Here is a 16,777-nt window from a genome sequence, read left to right as displayed (position 1 = left end):
GAACGTTCATACCGCCAGGTCACAGCGGCCGACCGGCGTCCTGGCCCCGTCCCCACCGCTCCGCCGCCACCGGAGCGGCTCAGCTGAGACCGCTCCGGTAGGCGAAGACGACGGCCTGCACCCTGTCGCGCAGCTCGAGCTTCTGCAGGATCCGGCCCAGATGGGTCTTCACGGTCGCCTCCGCGACGTGGAGCTCCCTGGCGATCTCGGTGTTGGACAGGCCGCGCGCCACTTCGGCGAGCACCTCGCGTTCGCGCCTGGTCAGCAGCCGCAGCCGTTCCTGCCGGGTCGCTTCGGCACCGGTGGGCAGCCGGTGGGCGAACGTCTCCAGCAGGCGGCGGGTCACGCGCGGCGACACCACGGCCTCACCGGCGGCGACCTCGCGGATGGCAGCGAGCAACTGTTCCGGCCTGGCGTTCTTGAGCAGGAATCCGGACGCCCCGGCCCGCAGCCCGGCGAAGGCGTACTCGTCGAGGTCGAAGGTGGTCAGGATGAGGACGCGGGCGGGCAGGCGGTCGGCGGCGATCCGGCGGGTGGCCTCGATGCCGTCGCAGCCCGGCATGCGCACGTCCATCAGCACGACGTCGGGCCGCAGCCGCCGCGCCAGCCGTACGGCCTCGGCGCCGTCGGCGGCCTCGCCGATCACCTCCATGTCGTCCTGCGTGCCCAGGACCATGGTGAAGGCCATGCGCAGCAGCGGCTCGTCGTCGGCGAGCAGGACGCGGATCGTCACGGCGCCGCCGTGCCGAGGTCGAGGGTGGCGCGGACCTGCCAGCCACGGCCGGGCAGCGGCCCTGCCGCCACCGTCCCGCCGTAGGCGCAGGCCCGCTCGCGCATGCCGATGATCCCGTGGCCGGCCGCCCGTACGGGAGCACGGCCGGAAGCAGTGCCCGAAGCAGCGCCGGAAGCACGGCTGGGGACACGGCTGGGGGCACGGCCATGAGCGGGGCCGCCGGTGTGGCCGTCGTCGGTGACCTCCACCGTGACGGAGGTGGGCGAGCAGTCCACCACCACCTCGGCGCGCGTGCCCGGCGGCGCGTGTTTGAGCGTGTTGGTCAGCGCCTCCTGGACCAGCCGGAAAACGGTCAGCTGGGCCCCAGGGGAGACGAGAGCCGGGTCGCCGCGCAGGTCGAGCCGGGTGGGCAGCCCGGCGGCGCGCATCTGCCCGGCCAGGTGGTCGAGCTGGGCGATGCCGGGCATCGGGTCAGCGGGCGGCGCCTCCTCGCCTCCGCGGCCGGCCTCGCCTCCGTCGCCGGTCCCGCCTCTGCGGCCGGCCTCCCCTCCGTAGCCCGCCTCGCCTGCGTACCCCGCCTCGCCTCCGTGGCCCGTCGCGCCTCCGTGGCCGGCCTCGGCGGCGCGCAGGATGCCGAGCGTGCGCCGCATGTCGGTCAGCGCCTGCCGTCCGGTCTCCGCGATCTGGCGTACGGCGGCCGCTGCCGTGGCGGGCGCGCCTTCCTGCGCGTACGCGGCGGCGTCGGCCAGCGCGACCATGACCGACAGGTTGTGGGTGACGACGTCGTGGATCTCACGCGCGATGCGGGCGCGCTCGTCGGCCACGCGCTCGCGGGCCAGCCGCGCCGCGCGCTCTGCCCGGATCCGCGCATTCACGCCGGCGATGGTGACGGCGGCGGCGACGGCCGTCAGGAAGACCGCCGAGGGCAGGAAGCTGCCGTACGGCGCGGCCCACCGTACCGAGGCCAGCACGACGCCGGCCTCCAGCACCAGCCACGCGGCCAGGGTGTGCCGCCAGGCGGAGCGCGCGGCCACGGTGTACACGGCGACCAGCAGCGCCACGTCCGTCACCAGCTGGACACCGGCCAGCCACTGGGCGAAGGCCGCCGTGCAGACGGCGCAGAACACGCTCACCGGTGCCCGCCTCCGCCAAACGAGCGGCAGCGCCAGCGCCACGTGCAGGAGCAGCGGCCCGGCCGGGTCCCGGTAGACGGCGGCGTTGAAACCCGCTCCGGCGAGGAAGACGGCGCCCGCCACCGCCACGTCGAACAGCAGTGGCCGATTCATGGTCGCACCCTAGCGGCCGCGGGGAGCGGCCCGCGTCATACCGCAGTCGTACTTTCCCAGGTCAGCACCGGTGCTCGGGAGCCGGGACGACCCCACCGCGGGCTGATGTGCGGTGATCGCCGCCGCATCTAGCGTCGTGGCATGCGCACAAGACACATGGGCCTGGCGATCCTGCTGGCCGGGATGACGCTGACGGCGGCGCCGCCCGCCCACGCGGACGTCCGGCAGATCACCTGGCACCGCTGCCAGAACGGCCAGGACGACGAGGCCGGCAAGCAGCTCGACGAGGCGGGCGCCCAGTGCGGTGAGCTCGCTGTCCCGCTCGACCACCGCCGTCCCGGCGGCCGGACCATCACGATCGCCATGTCCCGCTTCAAGGCCACCGATCCCGCGCGCAGGCGCGGCACGCTGCTGTACAACCCCGGCGGGCCGGGCGTGCCCGCGCTCTCCCTGGTGCTGCGGGTCAGGCAGGTGGCGCCCGCTGTCGCGGCGCGCTACGACCTGATCGGGATGGATCCGCGCTTCGTTGGCCGTAGCAGCCCGCTGAACTGCGGCTGGAGCACCGTGGCCGTCGGCTCGGCCGGTCCGGACCGGCGTGGCTTCGAGCACGCAGCGGCGCTGGCCAGGCAGATGGCGGGGCGCTGTGCCGTCCACGCGGACCTGCTGCCGTACGCCTCCACCCGCAACACGGCCAGGGACATGGACGCGATCAGGGCCGCGCTGGGCGAGGAGCGCATCTCCTACCTCGGCTCCTCGTACGGCACCTACCTCGGCGCGGTGTACCTGCAACTGTTCCCCAGGCGCGCGGACCGCTTCGTGCTCGACAGCGCCGTGGACACCGACCTGTTCGGGCCCGACCTGAGCCGGACGCAGGGGCCCGCCGTCAACGCGGCCCTGCGCGCCTGGGCGGCGTGGGCGGCCCGCCACGACCGGCGCTATCACCTGGGCGCCACCACGGCCGCCGTCCTGGCCACGGTGGACGAGATCGTCACGGCCGCCGACCGCGCCCCACTGCGGATCGGCCGGCACCAGGCCGACGCCCGGGTGCTGCCGCTGATCCTGTTCGCCGTCACCGCGGGGGACGACGACGCCTCCTACGGCGCCTTCGCCGCCGACGTCCGCGTGCTGAGCCAGGCCGCGCGCGGTCGCCAGGTCACTGCGACACCCGTGCTGGAGCAGGTGCTGGCCGGCCTGGCGGCGCCGGACGCCGACGGTTCGGCGAGCGCGCAGACCGCGATCATGTGCGCCGACCGGGCGGCCTCGCGTGATCCTGAGACGTACTACCGCGACATCCAGGCCCATCGCCGTGACGAGCCGGTCTTCGGGGCGCTCACCCGCAACCTGACGCCGTGCTCGTTCTGGCCTGCCGCGCCCGCCGAACCGCCGGTCAGGGTCGCCAATGACGTGCCCGTTCTGATGGTCGGCGCCACCGGCGATCCCGGTGCCCCGTACACGGGACAGCTTGTCACCCATCGGGCGCTGAGCGGCTCCCGGCTGGTCACGGTGCGCGGCGCCTTCCGCCACACGGTGTACGGCGGGCTCTTCGCGCCCAGGAACGCGTGCGTGGACGAGACGGTCAACCGCTATCTGGCCGACGGGGTGTTCCCGGCCAAGGACATGACCTGTTCCGAGCCGCATTCCGCCAGGTAGGCGGTGGTGAGGAGGTGCGGCCGGGCGGACAGCGGCCGTGCGTGACCGGCATGAACCGCGGCGAGGCAGCAGACGAAGCCCCGTTTACAAGTTGTAGTCATCTCGTTACGGTGTGTAAGTCAATGATCCTCTGGCGGAAGGCAGGACATGGCGTTCAGGACGCTCATCACCCTCGCGGCCGCGGCGGCGTTCGCCGTCACCCCCCTCACCCCCGTCTGGGCGGGTACGGTGACCGCCGCCCAGTGCGGCTACATACCGAGGACGCTCACCGACGACCCGGCCTACGAGCACTGCGCGACCGACACCAACGTGTGGATCCGCGTCGACCGGCTCTTCCGCGGCGACTACGAGCGCTGCGTGGGTCCCGGCCGGACCAAGCTCGACAAGGACGCGGTCGGCGCGTGGTACATCGGCCAGCTGTGCTCCCACCCCGGCGACACGCGCGGGGTGAGCTGACCGGCGTTCGCCGGTGGCCGAGGGCGGGCGGATCGAGGCGCCGTCCGCCCGAGGGTCAGGCGGGAAGGGCGGCCAGCAGGTAGGCCAGGCGGGCCGCGGCGCTGTCGACGTCGTCGACCGTGCCGAGCCGGTAGCCCCAGGAGGTGACGAAGGCGCCCTCGGGCGAGCAGGTGACGGTCTCGGCCAGGGTGAGCGAGAAGCGGTTGACCACGGAGACGAATGCCGGGTCGCTGGCCAGTGCGAGGCTCTGCACGCGCAGGTCGGCGTGGGTGCCGGCCGCCCTGGCGAATACCTCGAGGCACAGCATGGTGTCCAGCATCGTGCATCACCTCCGCATCAACTGGCGCTAGAGTTGCACGATCTTGGTCTGAAATGCAAGCAATTGTCGCGACAAATGTGCGGATTGTTTGACTTATCCGTTAAGGATGCGCATGATCAGCGCGCGGCCCGCCTCGTCGAACTCCGCCACCTTGCAGTAGTCCTCGAACAGGCGGCCGTAGAAGCCGATCTCATGGAGCTCGGTGAGCCGCACCTCCTTGGTGCGCGTCGGCACCAGCACGATCTCGTCGTCGAACATCCAGAAGCCGGTGATCGGCGCCGACGGCATCTCGTGCTCGAAGGGGATGATGCCGAGCCGCACGTTGGGCAGTGTGCTGACCGCGAGCAACCGGTCGTACTGGCCGCGCATCACGTGGTCGGGGGCCATCCTGGTGCGCAGCGCCCCCTCCGTCATGACGAAGCGGAACGTGCGCGAGGGATCGTAGAGGATCTCCTGCCGCTGCATGCGCACGCGGACGGAGACGTCGACCGCCTCGCTGGTCTGGAAGGCGTGCTTGAGGCGGAGCAGCACGTTGCGGGCGTACTCGGCGGTCTGCAGCAGGCCCAGGACGATGCCGCCCTCGAAGACCCGCATCGCCGTGGCCTTCGACTCCATCTCGCGGATGTCCTCCTGGATGGAGGCCATGCCGCCGCGGTCCTGCTGGCCCCAGTCGGCCTGGCGCACGCCGAGGGAGACGGCCAGCGCGAGCAGTTCGTCGATGCCGTCGGCCGGCGCGCCGACGGCCTCCGCCCAGGCCAGGACGTCCTCCTCGGTGGCCGTCTGGCGGGCGTTCTCCAGTCGCGAGACCTTGGAGGCCTGCCACTGCAGCCGGGCTGCCAGGTCCTTGCCGGACAGCTTGGCCGTCTCGCGTAATTGCCGCAATCGCAGCCCGAGGTCGATGCGCGCCTGCTGGAACGTCGTCACGCCGACAGAGAGTAGCCCCGGGCTCGGCTGTCGAACCAGGGGCAGTTTCGCAATCGTGATCAAGCGGTCAGAGCACGCGGCGGGCGATGTCGACCAGCAGCTCGCGCGGCACTTCCACCGCCCCTTCGCCGTCGAGGACGTCCCTGAGGTCGGCCAGCGCCTCCGGATCGGTGACCTGCAGGCCCTGGACGACGATGGTGCCGCGGTCGGTCTCGTAGAGGGTGGGGCAGGCGCCGCCCTCCGACGTGGATCCGAGGAACCGCATGCGCATGATGATCCTTCCCCGAACTGCTCGACAATTGCGCGCAATTGTAGGGGGTGGATGTCTGTTTAGACCGAAAAATCGCCGTATTTGGTCTTAAGTGGTGGTCGGTGGGTCTCCTCTCCGCGGGCCGGTCGGGACGCCTACCGCGACATCCAGCTCTGCGCGCCGGCGAACAGGTCGAGCGCCGTCTGATGCAGGAGGTCGCCGATGTCCTTGGGCGCCCTGCCCGCGCAGGCGCGCGCGTGCGTGCCCTCCAGGACGATGCCGAGCTTGAAGCAGGCCATGACCACGTACCAGTCGACCGCCGACAGATCCCGCTCGGACAGCTCGGCGTAGCAGGCGATCAGCTCCTCGGGCGCGGGCAGTCCGGGCACCTGCTCGCGCGCCGACGGCAGGGTGGCCACCAGCCAGCCGAGGTCGAGCAGGGGGTCGCCGATCGTGCACATCTCCCAGTCGACGATCGCGGCCACCCACGGCCCCTCGCGGGAGTACATCAGGTTGGCCAGGTGGTAGTCGCCGTGCATGATCCCCGGGGTGAACGTCGCGGGTCTGTTGCGCTCCAGCCACTCGGCCGTCTCGCGCAGCCGGGGGATCCGCGGGCCGGGGTAGCCGTCCAGCCTGCCGTACGAGTCGAGCTCGCCCATCCAGCGCGGCACCTGCCGTTCGAGGAACCCCTCCGGCCGGCCGAAGCCGGGCAGCACGTCGGGGGAGACCCTGCCGAGCGAGGCGAGCGCGACCGCCGCCTCCAGCCCCATCCGCTGCCTGATCACCGGATCGGAGGCGTGGGGCTCGGGCAGGCCGAGTGTCGGGTTGACGCCGTCGACCGGCTCCATCAGGTAGAAGACCGGCTCGCGCGCCGTCTGCGCGGCGACCAGTCGCGGCGCGGGCACGTCCGTGCCGCGCAGCGCCGCCAGCACCCGCGCCTCACGGCGCAGCGCCTCGTTGCTCTTCGCCCGCGCGTGCTGCGGCGGCCTGCGCAGCACGTACGGCACGCCGCCGCGCTCGAAGCGCACCATGACGTTCTGGGTGCCGCCCTGGACCGGCCGGACGTTCTCCAGGCGCCCGCCCGGCAGCCCCTCGGCGTCCATCCACGTGCCGAGCGCGTCGAAGTCGATCAGGCTGACGTCGATGTGCGAAGAGCTCGATGCCATCCCAGAACCGAACCATGTTCTGGTTTTCGGGTCAACCCAGCGCCTGCATCGTCGGCGTGAACAGGCGCGTGAAGTCGCCCGGCAGATCGCCCCCGTGGACCATCGCGGTGGTGGTGAAGAAGTGGCCCACGCCGTTGGCCTCCGCCCATGCCACCAGCTCCGGGTGGCGCACGTCGAGATCGAGACGCACCGGCAGCTCGGCGCCCGCCACCAGGTCGGCGATGAGCTCGCGTGCGGTGGCGGGGTCGTCGGCCACGACCGGACCGACCACGAGCGTGTCGTCGTTGCGCCACACGCCGCCGAACCCGGTCAGCTCGCCGTCGCGCTCGGCCACCCTGACCCGTTCGTGGAAGACCGGCATCGCGCGCAGTACCGCCGAGCGGTCGGCGCCGAAGCGCCCGGCGTCGAAGGCGACGACAGCCTCCAGGTCGGCGGGGTCCTTCACCTCGCGGGTGGTGCCGGACGCCTGACCGGTGAAGCGGCCCCGGTGGGTGACGACGGGGGTGACCGTGCGGAAACCGGCCTGCTCGTAGAGGGGGCGGCCGTTCTCGGTCGCGTGCAGCGAGACCGTCCTGCCGCTCGCCCGCCGCATCACGTGGTCCATGAGCCCGCGGGCCAGACCCTGCCTGGCGTACCTGGTGGCGGTGAGGACCATGCTGATCACGGCGTGGCCGTCGCCGTACAGGGTGACGATGTTGGTGGCGGCCAGGCCGTCGCCGTCGGGGGCGTCGATGCCGTAGGCCTCGCCGACCTCCAGCAGGAAGCGCCACTTGTGCCGCTCGGGGCCCCAGTCGCGGCTCACGGCGAGGGCGGCGCAGGCGTCGAGGTCGGATTCGTCGAGGCGGCGGATCTGCATGCGGTTCACCTTGGCGGACGGCGGCGATCGGTGACAAGTCGGCGGTGCGCCCTTCATCGACCGGCCGAACGCCGCCGGCCGTCGTGGTTGTTCCGCTCGTATCGCCAGACGACGCGCCTCGCCCTGACCCATGCGGGCAGCCATGAGGGGCACGCCGTCGGCCTGGCCGTCCCACCGGTCCCCGCGCCGACGGCCGCGCTACCCGCGGCGATGGCGGCGGCGTGGAAGGCGGGGAACCAGCCGACCGCCTGCAACAGCGCGAACGGCACGGCGGCCAGCAGCACGGCGATCGGGTACAGCGCCGCGGGACTGTCGTCCCCCCACTGTTTGACCACCAGCGAGGCCAGCACCAGCAGGGCGGCGGCCGGGGTCAGGAACAGCGCGCCGAACGACGCCGCGGCCTCCACCGCGGGCGGAAGCGAGACCGGATTGCCGCCCTGCCCCCCGTCGCCCCGCGGCCAGTCGTAGGTGGCGAGGAAGGCCGACGCGCACCCGATGACCAGCACCGAGAGCCAGGTCAGCCACGGCCAGACCGGTCGACCGTCCGGGAAGAGGGAGGTGACCAGCAGCAGCGGCGCCATCACCTGGGGCAGCCAGATCCAGAAGTGCAGCCAGGTCTCCAGGCCGACGTCCTGGCCGGAGTCGAGGCGCACCCCCGGCAGGTCGCTCACCAGCCCGACCAGCCCCAGCAGGCCGCCGAACATGAAGATCATGCCGATGGTCCTGGTCTCCCGCCGCGCTCCGGTCCACGCCCCGGCCAGGAGCATGACCGCCGCGCGTGCGGCCTCCGTCCACCGCTCCTCGGTGAGGAGGCCGTGTCCGGCCTGGATGGCGCAGCACGCCACCACCGTCGCGATGCCGAACGCCGTCACGATCCAGAACCGCATATCGTTTTTATAGCAAATGAGTAACGATATGCGAATGAAGTGTGTTGTAGCAGTTGATGTCGGTGGGACGACGATGAAGGGCGGGCTCGTCCGCGACGGCACCGTCCTCCATGCCGAGAGCCGCCCGACACCGCGGGCCGACGGGCCCGAAGCGGTGATCGCCGCGATCTCCGCCTTCGTCTCCGACCTGGCCGCGCCGCGCGGCGGGCTGCGGCCCACCGCCGTGGGCCTGGCCGTCCCGGGCCTGGTCACGTCCACGCACGCGGTCTTCTCGGCCGCCTTCGGCTGGCGCGACGTGCCCGCCGCCGCCTTCACGGACGTGCCGCTGCCCGTCACGCTCGGCCATGACGTGCGCGCGGCCGGCGCGGCCGAGCTGGCCTACGGCGCCGCCCGCGACGAGCCGAACGTGCTGTTCCTGCCCATCGGAACAGGCATCGCGGGCGCGATGGCGCTCGACGGAGCCCTGTACGGCGGAGCGAGCGGATGGGCGGGGCAGATCGGTCACATCCCGGTCCATCCGGACGGGCTGCCGTGCGGCTGCGGGCAGCGTGGCTGCCTGGCCGCCTACGCTTCGGCAGCGGCGATCGCCGCCCGCTGCGGGGAGACCTCGGCCGCGGCGGTGCTCGCCCGCACCGACGCGGCGGCGCGCCAGGTGTGGCAGGAGGCCGTGGCGGCCCTGGCCCTGGCCCTTGCCACCTACACGCTGCTGCTGGACCCGGCGATCATCGTCATCGGGGGAGGGCTCGCGCAGGCGGGGGAGGCGCTGGTCGCCCCGCTGCGCGCGGGCCTCGCCGGCCGCCTGGCCTTCCGGCACCCGCCGCGCGTGGAGGTGTCGGCGCTCGGCCCGCGTGCCGGACTGCTCGGCGCCGCCCTCCTCGCCGCCCGGGCCACCACCTGACGCCGCCGTCCAACGGGCCAGACGGCTCTCGCCGCGCCGGCTGGCGCGTCCTGCGGACCGATGGGTCTGGGCTTGTCGGCTGGCGCGTCCTGCGGACCGATGGGTCTGGGCTTGTCGGCTGGCGCGTCCTGCGGATCCATGGGTCCGGCCCCGTCGGCCGGCGCGTCCGGTGGAGCCTCGCCGGCTTCAGCCGGGCGCTGGAGAACCAGGCGGTCAGGGGCCGCTAGCGGTGGGCGCGCAGGAAGCTGTCCGGGATCTCCACCACCTGGGCGCGCAGTTCCTCACCGAGCGCTTTGGCCTGCGGGTCGAGCCGGGTGCTCGCCGCGACACCCCGGCCCAGCAGCCCGTGGACGACGAAGTTCAGCGCGTTGAGGTTGGGCAGCTCGTACCGCTCGATCGGATGGTCCCGCAGCGCGGGCAGCAGGGCCCCGAGCCGCTCGACGGTCAGCGTCTCGGCCAGCCACCGGTACTCCTCGGGGGTGCGCACCCACACGCCGAGGTTCGCGTTGCCGCCCTTGTCTCCCGACCTGGCCCCGGCCACCCGCCCCAGCGGCGCGGCGACCGTCGGCCTCCCGCCCCCGTCCCACCGCGACGGCCCCGCCTCGGCGCGGGCCCCGACGGCGGTTGGCTGGCCGGCCGGGGTGTCCCCGGTGAGCGGCGTGTCGGCCGGACTGCCCCCGGTGAGCGGCGTGTTGGCCGGACTGCCCGCGGTGAGCGGCGGACCGGCCGGGGTGTGCGCGGTGAGCGGCGTGTCGGCCGGGGTGTGCGCGGTGAGCGGTCTGCCGGCCGGGGCATCGACGGCGGGCGGCGGGCCGTCCCCCGGTGGGAGCTCGACCTCCTCACCGCCGACGAAGACCCTGGGACGCACCTCGGCCGCGGGGACGAGCGTCGGCCAGTACACGCCGTACGGCGTGGCGTCCCCCGGCGGCGTCAGGCCGTAGAAGCCCGGATAGCTGGCCAGGCCCGTCTCCACCACGGCTGAGGAAAAGGCCCGCCCCACCCGGCGGGGGTCACGGTCCATGACGGTGATCCGCAGCAGCGGCGGGTCGAAGGAGACGTCCACCGACTCGAACGACTCGCGCGGCACCCTGGCCCAGATCGCCTCCTGCGCCACCCGGACCTTGTCCTCCAGGTCGAGCCCCGTCAGCACGAGCGTCATCGTGTTGCGGTACCCGGCCAGATAGTTCACCGCCACCTTCAGCGTGCCGGGCGGCGGCTCGCCCTTCACCCCGGACACGCGCACCCGGTCGGGCCCCTCCTGCGCCAGCTGGACGGTGTCGAAGCGGGCCACCACGTCGGGCCCGAGGTAGCGCGGCGCGCCGATCTCGTACAGCAGTTGCGCGGTGACCGTGCCCACCGAGACCGTGCCGCCGGTGCCGGGATGCTTGGTGATCACCGACGAGCCGTCCTCGTGCAGCTCGACGAGGGGGAAGCCGCAGTGGGCCAGGTCGGGCACCTCGTGCAGGAAGGCGTAGTTGCCGCCCGTCGCCTGGCAGCCGCACTCGATGACGTGCCCGGCCACGACCGAACCGGCCAGGGCGTCGAGGTCGCCGGGCCGCCAGCCGTAGTGCCAGATGCCGGGACCGGTGACCAGCGCGGCGTCGGTGACCCTGCCGGTGACCACGACGTCGGCGCCGGCGGAAAGGGCGGCGGCGATGGGCCGGGCGCCGAGGTAGGCGTTGGCGGTCAGCACGGGCTCGGCGAGCTTCTCACCGGTGTCGAGGTTGACCAGGTCGAGGTCGTGCCCCGTGACGTCGTCGCCGGTGACGTAGGCGACCTTGGCGCCCAGCCCCAGGTTCTCGACCGCCGCGGCGCACCCCTCGGGATCGAGCCCTCCGGCGTTGGAGACGACCTTGATGCCGCGTTCGAGGCAGGTGCCGAGGACCTGCTCCATCTGTTTGACGAAGGTCGGCGCGTAGCCGGGGCGGCCCTTCGACCGGTTGCCCGCCAGGATCAGCATGGTCAGCTCCGCCAGCCAGTCGCCGGTGAGCACGTCGATCGGCCCGCCCTCGACCATCTCGCGGGCCGCCGACAGCCGGTCGCCGTAGAAGCCGCTGCAGTTGGCGATCCTCAGCACCACCTCGGCGGCCTCTTCTCCATGAAGGCGGCGATGCCCTCCTGGCCCTCCTCGGAGGTGAAGCGCTGGGCCGACAGCGCCGTCATCTGCCTGAGGCCCTCCTCGAAGGAGACCTGGGGCAGGTCGCGTACCAGGCGCTTGGTGATCGCCAGCGCCTCGGGGCCGCCCTTGACCAGCATCTCGGCGTAGTGGGCGACGGTGGCGTCGAGCTCCTCCATCGGCACCGCCCGGTTGATGAGGCCGATCTCCCTGGCCCGCGCCGCGTCGAACACCTCGCCCGTCATGAGGTACTCGGCCGCGGCCCTGGCCTCCAGGCGCCGCAGGACCGGCACCGAGATCATCGCGGGCACCACGCCGAGCCGTACCTCGGAGAAGGCGAACGACGCGGTCAGCGGGGCGACCGCGAAGTCGCAGGAGGCCACCAGGCCCAGGCCACCGGCGCGGGCGGTGCCGTTCATGCGGCAGATGACCGGCTTGGGGCTCTCCCAGATCAGCGTCATGATCTCCGGGAACGACGCGGTCACGGGCGCGTCGCTCACGCCGCGCGCGGGCTCGATGCGCTGCTCCTTCAGATCGGCGCCCGAGCAGAACACCGTGCCGGTGCCGGTCAGCACGATCACCCGCACCTCGGGCTCGGCCAGCGCCCAGTTCAGCCGGTCCTCGAGATCGCCCAGCAGCCGCACCGACAGCGCGTTGCGGTTGGGCGGAGAGTCGAGGGTGATGGTGGCGATGCCATCCTTCAGCTCCTTGTGGACCAGGCGCGTCATGCTTCCCCTTCCTCGATGACCGCCAGCACGGCGTCCGCCTCGACCTGCGAGCCCTTCTCCACCATGACGGCGGCGACGACCCCATCGGCGGGTGCGGCGATCTGATGCTCCATCTTCATCGCTTCGAGCGCCAGGACCACCTGCCCCTTGACGACGGCGTCGCCCTGCTCGACCTCGACGCGCAGCACGCTACCCGGCATGGGGGCCAGCAGGGAGCCGGGGGCGTGGTGCTCGGCGGGTTCGGGCAGGCGGGGGAGCGGCGTGAGCCTGGTGTCGCCGACGTGGACGCGGCCGCCGTGGTGGGCGACGGCGAACGCGCGGCGCACGCCGTCCACCTCGACGACCACCTGGTGCGGCGTCACGCTGACGACGGTCACCTCCTCCGGCACGGGGTCGTAGCAGACCTCGATCTCCTCGAACCTGGCCACCTGCGGCTGCGACCTGACGTTGCGCCATCCGGACGGCAGGCCGCGCTGCACGGTGGCCGCGCTCCTGTTGCGGGCCGCCATGGCCAGCGCCGCCGCCAGCGCCTCAAGGGCGGTGGGCGCGGCGGGACCCGGGAAGTCGTGCTCGTCGAGGAAACCCGTGTGCGTCTCTCCCGCCACGAACGCCGGGTGCCGCACGATGTCCAGCAGCAGCGACCGGTTCGTGGCCAGGCCGTGGACGCGGGCCTTGCCCAGCGCGGCGGCCAGCTTCCTGATCGCCTCGGTACGGCTCCCGCCGTACCCGATGATCTTCGCCAGCATCGGGTCGTAGTGCGTGGAGACGACCGTGCCGGACTCGACGCCGGAGTCGACCCGGACCGGCCCCGGGATGTCGAACAGCTCGACCACCCCCGACTGGGGCAGGTGGGCGGCGTCCTCCGCGTACAGCCTGACCTCGACCGCGTGCCCGCGCGGCGCCGGCCTGGCGTCCGGCAGCCGCTCGCCCTCGGCGACGCGCAGCTGCAGCTCCACCAGGTCGACGCCGTAGACCAGCTCGGTCACCGGGTGCTCCACCTGCAGGCGGGTGTTCATCTCCAGGAAGGCGATCGTGTCGTCCTTGACGAGGAACTCCACCGTGCCCGCGCCGACGTAGCCGATCGTCGTGGCGGCCGCGACCGCCGCCGCCTCCAGCCGCTCGCGCAGCGCGGGGGTGACGGCGGGGGAGGGGCACTCCTCCACCACCTTCTGGTGGCGGCGCTGGATCGAGCACTCCCGCTCGCCCAGTGCCCACACCGTGCCGTGGACGTCGGCGAGCACCTGCACCTCGATGTGGCGGGCGCGCTCGAGCAGCGGCTCGACGAACACGGTGCCGTCGCCGAAGGCGGACTCCGCCTCGCGTTCCGCGGACGCCAGGGCCGCCTCCAGCTCGCCGGGCGCCCTGACGACGCGCATGCCGCGCCCGCCACCCCCGGCCGATGCCTTGACCAGCAGCGGGTAGCGCCAGCCCGCGCCCTCCTGCGCCCCGGCCGCGTCCTCCTGCGCTCGGGCCGCGTCCTCCGGTGCCCCGGCCGCGTCCTCCTGTGCCCCGGCCGCGTCCTCCTGTGCCCCGGCTTCGTCCTCCTGTGCCCGGGCCGCGTCCTCCCGTGCCCGGGCCGTGCCGGGTGTCAGCGACGGCAGGACGGGCACGCCCGCCCCGGCCATCAGCCGCTTGGCCTCGATCTTGGAGCCCATCGCGGCGATCGCCTCCGGCGGCGGGCCCACCCAGGTCAGGCCCGCCGCGATCACGGCGCGGGCGAAGCCGGCGTTCTCCGACAGGAACCCGTAGCCGGGGTGCACCGCGTCGGCGCCCGCCCGCCGCGCCGCCGCGACGAGCGCGTCGGCGTCGAGGTAGGCCGACGGCCTGCCGAGCCGTACGGCCAGGTCGGCCTCCGCCACGTGCGGAGCGCCCTCGTCGGCGTCGGAGAAGACCGCGACCGTCTCGATGCCGAGCTCGCGGCAGGTGCGGAAGATCCTGCGGGCGATCTCGCCCCTGTTGGCCACCAGCAGCCTGGTGATGGCGGGCCGCCCGTTCGCGGGATGGGTCATGGCCGGAACACCCCGAATCCCGCCGCCTCGGGGACGGCCGCGCTGTTGATCGCCGACAGGCACAGCCCGAGGACCGTGCGGGTGTCGCGCGGGTCGATGACCCCGTCGTCGTAGAGCCGGCCGGACAGGAAGAACGGCAGCGACTCCTGCTCGATCTGCGCCTCCACCATGGCCCGCATCGCCGCGTCGGCCTCCTCGTCGTAGATCTGCCCGCGGGCCTGCGCCGCCTGCCTGCCGACGATCGACAGCACGCCGGCCAGCTGCGCGGGACCCATCACGGCCGACTTCGCGCTCGGCCAGGAGAACAGGAAGCGGGGCTCGTAGGCGCGCCCGCACATGCCGTAGTTGCCCGCCCCGTAGGAGGCGCCCATGACGACCGTCAGGTGCGGGACCGTCGAGTTCGACACCGCGTTGATCATCATCGCGCCGTGCTTGATGATGCCGCCCTGCTCGTAGTCCTTGCCGACCATGTAGCCGGTCGTGTTCTGCAGGAACAGCAGCGGCGTGCGCGTCTGGTTGGCCAGCTGGATGAACTGCGCGGCCTTCTGCGCCTCCTCGCTGAACAGCACGCCGCGCGCGTTGGCGAGGATGCCCACCGGGTAGCCGTGCAGCATCGCCCACCCGGTGACCAGGCTGGGCCCGTAGAGCGGCTTGAACTCCTCGAAGTCGCTGCCGTCGACCACCCGCGCGATCACCTCGCGCGGGTCGAAGGGCACCTTGAGGTCCTCGGGGACGATCCCCCTCAGCTCCTCCTCCGGGTACGCCGGCTCCCGTACGGCCCGCGGGCCGACGCCGAGCTTGCGCCACCGCAGCGACCTGACGATGCCCCTGCCGATGCGCAGCGCGTCGTGCTCGTCGGCGGCCAGGTGGTCGGCCAGGCCGCTGACGCGCGCGTGCATCTCGGCCCCGCCGAGCGACTCGTCGTCGGACTCCTCGCCGGTGGCCATCTTGACCAGCGGCGGGCCGCCCAGGAACACCTTCGCGCGCCCCTTGACCATCACCACGTAGTCGCTCATGCCGGGCACGTAGGCGCCGCCCGCCGTGGAGTTGCCGAAGACCAGCGCGATCGTCGGGACGCCCGCGGCCGACAGCCGCGTCAGGTCCCTGAAGATCTGCCCGCCGGGGATGAAGATCTCCTTCTGCGTCGGCAGGTCGGCGCCGCCCGACTCCACCAGGTTCACGTACGGCAGGCGGTTGCGCAGCGCGATGTCGGCCGCCCGCAGGGTCTTCCTGAGCGTCCACGGGTTGGACGCGCCGCCCCTGACGGTCGGGTCGTTGGCCGTGATCACGCATTCGACGCCCTCGATGACGCCGATGCCGGTCACCACGCTCGCGCCCACGGGGAAGTCGCTTCCCCAGGCGGCCAGCGGGGACAGTTCGAGGAAGGCGGAGTCGGGGTCGATGAGCAGCTCGACGCGTTCCCTCGCCAGGAGCTTGCCCCGTCCGCGGTGGCGCTCCACGTACTTCTCGCCGCCGCCCGCGACGGCCTTGGCGTGCTCGGCGTCCAGGTCGGCGAGCTTGGCGAGCATGGCGCGCCTGCGGGCCTGGTAGTCCGGATCGGTGGGATCCAGCCTGCTGATGATCACCTGTCCTCCTTTCCGCCGCTGCCGGACATGCATCCTCCGCCGCCGTCCGCCGGCCGGACGAACGGCGGCTCGGGCTCGGAAGCCGACGTCCCCTTCGATGGGGGGCCGGGCTCGTTCGATCGGGGGTCGGGCTCGGAAGCCGACGTCCGTGTCAGCGGCGGGTCGGGCTCGGAAGTCGATGTGCGTGTCAGCGGCGGGTCGGGCTCGGAAGTCGATGTCCGTGTCAGCGGCGGGTCCGGCTCGGAAGTTGACGGCCGCGTCAGCCCGATCGCCCTGGCCCAGAGCCTGGTCAGGTGGTCGACGGCGGTGCGCTCGTCGGCGCGCTCGCCGAGGTCCAGCCACACGTGGGCGAAGTGCTCCACCATGCCGCCCAGCATGATGGCCGTCAGCCTGGGGTCGAGGTCGGGATCGGCCAGCCCCTGCTCCTGCAGGCGGCGCAGGCCTTCGGCGCCGCGCCGGACGAACACCTCCCGCAGCTCCAGCAGCAGCCCGCGGAAGCGGTCGTCGCCGGTCGCGATGTGCTCCAGCATCCTGAGCAGGCGCGAGTTGGCCGCCCATGCCCGCAGGTAGAGCTGGTTGGCGGCCTCGACGCGGGCGTAGGGGTCGTCGGGGGCGGCGGGCCCGACGACGCTGGCGGCGAACATCTCGCCGACCGCCGCGCCCGCGACCTCGCCGAACAGCGTCTCCTTCGAGTCGAAGTAGGTGTAGAAGGTGCCGTGGGAGACCCCGGCCCTGGCGCAGACGTCGTCGATGCGCACGGCGTCGTAGCCGTGCTGCTCGAACGCCTCGCGCCCCGCCTGCAGGAGCGCGGCCCTGGTCCGCCGCCCGCGCGCGGTCAGCGTCTCAGACTTGACGATCACGTCAACAATGTAGCAACGGGGTGATGCCCGTGGAAGCCCCCGGCAACGCCGAG

At 72.9% G+C, this 16,777-nt stretch carries 16 protein-coding genes; 3 read left to right on the top strand and 13 right to left on the bottom strand.

Going from position 1 to position 16,777, the window contains the following annotated elements; genetic code table 11:
• Positions 1–79 precede the first annotated feature (79 nt).
• Both ACWEVS_RS09905 and ACWEVS_RS09900 read right to left on the bottom strand, forming a co-directional pair.
• Positions 80–733 (bottom strand): response regulator, encoded by a 654-nt coding sequence (locus tag ACWEVS_RS09905; RefSeq protein ID WP_452550873.1) that lies wholly within the window; start codon positions 731–733, stop codon positions 80–82.
• A complete protein-coding gene (locus tag ACWEVS_RS09900) occupies positions 730–2,019 on the bottom strand; it encodes a sensor histidine kinase (RefSeq protein ID WP_452550871.1) in 1,290 nt (429 codons plus the stop codon). Before ACWEVS_RS09900 ends, ACWEVS_RS09905 begins: the two co-directional genes overlap by 4 nt.
• A gap of 141 nt (positions 2,020–2,160) precedes the next feature.
• On the opposite strand from ACWEVS_RS09900, the gene ACWEVS_RS09895 reads away from it, so the two are divergent.
• Both ACWEVS_RS09895 and ACWEVS_RS09890 read left to right on the top strand, forming a co-directional pair.
• Entirely contained in the window at positions 2,161–3,669 is a 1,509-nt protein-coding gene (locus ACWEVS_RS09895) for an alpha/beta hydrolase (RefSeq protein ID WP_452550869.1), read from the top strand.
• 147 nt (positions 3,670–3,816) lie between these two features.
• Entirely contained in the window at positions 3,817–4,125 is a 309-nt protein-coding gene (locus tag ACWEVS_RS09890) for a DUF6355 family natural product biosynthesis protein (protein WP_449927408.1), read from the top strand.
• Between the two features lie 55 nt (positions 4,126–4,180).
• On the opposite strand, the gene ACWEVS_RS09885 is transcribed toward ACWEVS_RS09890, so the two are convergent.
• The 6 genes from ACWEVS_RS09885 to ACWEVS_RS09860 form a co-directional block, all read right to left on the bottom strand.
• Positions 4,181–4,444: a hypothetical protein gene (locus ACWEVS_RS09885; protein WP_354907301.1), complete on the bottom strand. Its 264-nt coding sequence runs from the start codon at positions 4,442–4,444 to the stop codon at positions 4,181–4,183.
• Between the two features lie 93 nt (positions 4,445–4,537).
• The gene (locus ACWEVS_RS09880) at positions 4,538–5,368 is read right to left on the bottom strand and encodes a helix-turn-helix domain-containing protein (protein ID WP_354907300.1); all 831 of its coding nucleotides are present in this window, start codon (positions 5,366–5,368) and stop codon (positions 4,538–4,540) included.
• A 67-nt stretch (positions 5,369–5,435) separates the two neighbouring features.
• On the bottom strand, positions 5,436–5,639 hold the full coding sequence (locus ACWEVS_RS09875; protein WP_354907299.1) for a hypothetical protein: 204 nt from the start codon (positions 5,637–5,639) through the stop codon (positions 5,436–5,438).
• Positions 5,640–5,773: 134 nt separating this feature from the next.
• Positions 5,774–6,784, bottom strand: coding sequence for a phosphotransferase family protein (locus ACWEVS_RS09870; RefSeq protein ID WP_449927415.1), 1,011 nt, complete (start codon positions 6,782–6,784; stop codon positions 5,774–5,776).
• Positions 6,785–6,815: 31 nt separating this feature from the next.
• The gene (locus tag ACWEVS_RS09865; protein WP_452550867.1) at positions 6,816–7,640 is read right to left on the bottom strand and encodes a GNAT family N-acetyltransferase; all 825 of its coding nucleotides are present in this window, start codon (positions 7,638–7,640) and stop codon (positions 6,816–6,818) included.
• Positions 7,641–7,693: 53 nt separating this feature from the next.
• Positions 7,694–8,527 (bottom strand): hypothetical protein, encoded by an 834-nt coding sequence (locus ACWEVS_RS09860; protein ID WP_452550866.1) that lies wholly within the window; start codon positions 8,525–8,527, stop codon positions 7,694–7,696.
• Between the two features lie 34 nt (positions 8,528–8,561).
• On the opposite strand from ACWEVS_RS09860, the gene ACWEVS_RS09855 reads away from it, so the two are divergent.
• Complete coding sequence (locus tag ACWEVS_RS09855; protein ID WP_452550864.1) at positions 8,562–9,425, top strand: ROK family protein; 864 nt, start codon at positions 8,562–8,564, stop codon at positions 9,423–9,425.
• Positions 9,426–9,648: 223 nt separating this feature from the next.
• On the opposite strand, the gene ACWEVS_RS09850 is transcribed toward ACWEVS_RS09855, so the two are convergent.
• From ACWEVS_RS09850 to ACWEVS_RS09830, 5 genes are read right to left on the bottom strand one after another with little or no spacing between them, the layout of a single operon-like run.
• Entirely contained in the window at positions 9,649–11,505 is a 1,857-nt protein-coding gene (locus ACWEVS_RS09850; protein WP_452550862.1) for an acyclic terpene utilization AtuA family protein, read from the bottom strand.
• Positions 11,496–12,269 carry an enoyl-CoA hydratase-related protein gene (locus ACWEVS_RS09845; RefSeq protein WP_452413903.1) on the bottom strand — a complete coding sequence of 258 codons (774 nt, stop codon included), beginning with the start codon at positions 12,267–12,269 and terminating at the stop codon, positions 11,496–11,498. Before ACWEVS_RS09845 ends, ACWEVS_RS09850 begins: the two co-directional genes overlap by 10 nt.
• Positions 12,266–14,278: an ATP-binding protein gene (locus ACWEVS_RS09840; protein WP_452550860.1), complete on the bottom strand. Its 2,013-nt coding sequence runs from the start codon at positions 14,276–14,278 to the stop codon at positions 12,266–12,268. The genes ACWEVS_RS09845 and ACWEVS_RS09840 overlap by 4 nt, the downstream gene beginning before the upstream one ends.
• On the bottom strand, positions 14,275–15,897 hold the full coding sequence (locus ACWEVS_RS09835; RefSeq protein WP_452550858.1) for an acyl-CoA carboxylase subunit beta: 1,623 nt from the start codon (positions 15,895–15,897) through the stop codon (positions 14,275–14,277). The genes ACWEVS_RS09840 and ACWEVS_RS09835 overlap by 4 nt, the downstream gene beginning before the upstream one ends.
• The gene (locus ACWEVS_RS09830; RefSeq protein ID WP_452550856.1) at positions 15,861–16,724 is read right to left on the bottom strand and encodes a TetR family transcriptional regulator; all 864 of its coding nucleotides are present in this window, start codon (positions 16,722–16,724) and stop codon (positions 15,861–15,863) included. The genes ACWEVS_RS09835 and ACWEVS_RS09830 overlap by 37 nt, the downstream gene beginning before the upstream one ends.
• Between the last annotated feature and the right edge of the window lie 53 nt (positions 16,725–16,777).

The sequence above is a fragment of the Nonomuraea sp. NPDC003754 genome (genome assembly GCF_053605785.1).
Note: the sequence above shows the minus strand (reverse complement) of the source record. Positions and strands in the feature narration are given on the sequence as shown.

Excerpts from the sequence above, each read along its gene's own strand:
- ACWEVS_RS09875 (WP_354907299.1), bottom strand. The coding sequence starts at position 5,639 with ATGCGCATGCGGTTCCTCGGATCCACGTCGGAGGGCGGCGCCTGCCCC.
- ACWEVS_RS09890 (WP_449927408.1), top strand. The coding sequence starts at position 3,817 with ATGGCGTTCAGGACGCTCATCACCCTCGCGGCCGCGGCGGCGTTCGCC.
- ACWEVS_RS09835 (WP_452550858.1), bottom strand. The coding sequence starts at position 15,897 with ATGCATGTCCGGCAGCGGCGGAAAGGAGGACAGGTGATCATCAGCAGG.
- ACWEVS_RS09900 (WP_452550871.1), bottom strand. The coding sequence starts at position 2,019 with ATGAATCGGCCACTGCTGTTCGACGTGGCGGTGGCGGGCGCCGTCTTC.
- ACWEVS_RS09840 (WP_452550860.1), bottom strand. The coding sequence starts at position 14,278 with ATGACCCATCCCGCGAACGGGCGGCCCGCCATCACCAGGCTGCTGGTG.
- ACWEVS_RS09870 (WP_449927415.1), bottom strand. The coding sequence starts at position 6,784 with ATGGCATCGAGCTCTTCGCACATCGACGTCAGCCTGATCGACTTCGAC.
- ACWEVS_RS09865 (WP_452550867.1), bottom strand. The coding sequence starts at position 7,640 with ATGCAGATCCGCCGCCTCGACGAATCCGACCTCGACGCCTGCGCCGCC.
- ACWEVS_RS09845 (WP_452413903.1), bottom strand. The coding sequence starts at position 12,269 with ATGACGCGCCTGGTCCACAAGGAGCTGAAGGATGGCATCGCCACCATC.
- ACWEVS_RS09885 (WP_354907301.1), bottom strand. The coding sequence starts at position 4,444 with ATGCTGGACACCATGCTGTGCCTCGAGGTATTCGCCAGGGCGGCCGGC.
- ACWEVS_RS09855 (WP_452550864.1), top strand. The coding sequence starts at position 8,562 with ATGAAGTGTGTTGTAGCAGTTGATGTCGGTGGGACGACGATGAAGGGC.
- ACWEVS_RS09895 (WP_452550869.1), top strand. The coding sequence starts at position 2,161 with ATGCGCACAAGACACATGGGCCTGGCGATCCTGCTGGCCGGGATGACG.
- ACWEVS_RS09860 (WP_452550866.1), bottom strand. The coding sequence starts at position 8,527 with ATGCGGTTCTGGATCGTGACGGCGTTCGGCATCGCGACGGTGGTGGCG.